The organism is Pseudomonas sp. K5002, from assembly GCF_013386655.1.
Lineage (GTDB): Bacteria > Pseudomonadota > Gammaproteobacteria > Pseudomonadales > Pseudomonadaceae > Aquipseudomonas.
Genome location: NZ_JACARK010000208.1, coordinates 1 through 512 on the forward strand (window position 1 = coordinate 1; position 512 = coordinate 512).

Sequence of the window (512 nt, forward strand, 5' to 3'; positions counted from 1 at the left end):
GATGCGCTTGCCGGTGGGCGCGGCGCGCTGGAACGGGTGTTCGCTGAAGTGCGCGTTGTCCACCGCGTAACGCTGCAACAGGCCGATCAGCACCGGGGCGCATTCCTCGGCATTGTTGCGCACGCAGGCTTGCTGGCAGAGGATTTCCGTCGGGCAGACCCGGGCGCAACTGCCGCCGAGGATATTCGCCGAGAGAATCTTCTGTGCGGCGCCCTGGACGTTCTCCGTGTGGATATTGCGGATGAACGACGGGATATCGATCTCGCTGGGGCACGCGTTGACGCACGGTGCGTCGTAGCAGTAGAGGCAGCGCGAGGCTTCCAGTTGGGCTTGCCGGGCATTGAGCGGCGGCGCCAGGTCGGTGAAATGCGCGGCGAGGGCCGCCGCATCTTCATGGGGGTGGGGAAGATGGTTCAGGGTCTGGATCACGGTATTGGCCTCACGGTTTTTGAGGTGCTGCCTCTGGTGGGCAGTGGTTTTTTTGTTGCCGGTACCGGCCTCTTCGCGAGCAA

At 63.9% G+C, this 512-nt stretch carries 1 pseudogene; it reads right to left on the minus strand.

From position 1 onward, the window contains the following. Window positions 1–429: pseudogene (locus tag HX846_RS11520) on the minus strand (dihydropyrimidine dehydrogenase); the annotation flags it as partial. Between the last annotated feature and the right edge of the window lie 83 nt (window positions 430–512).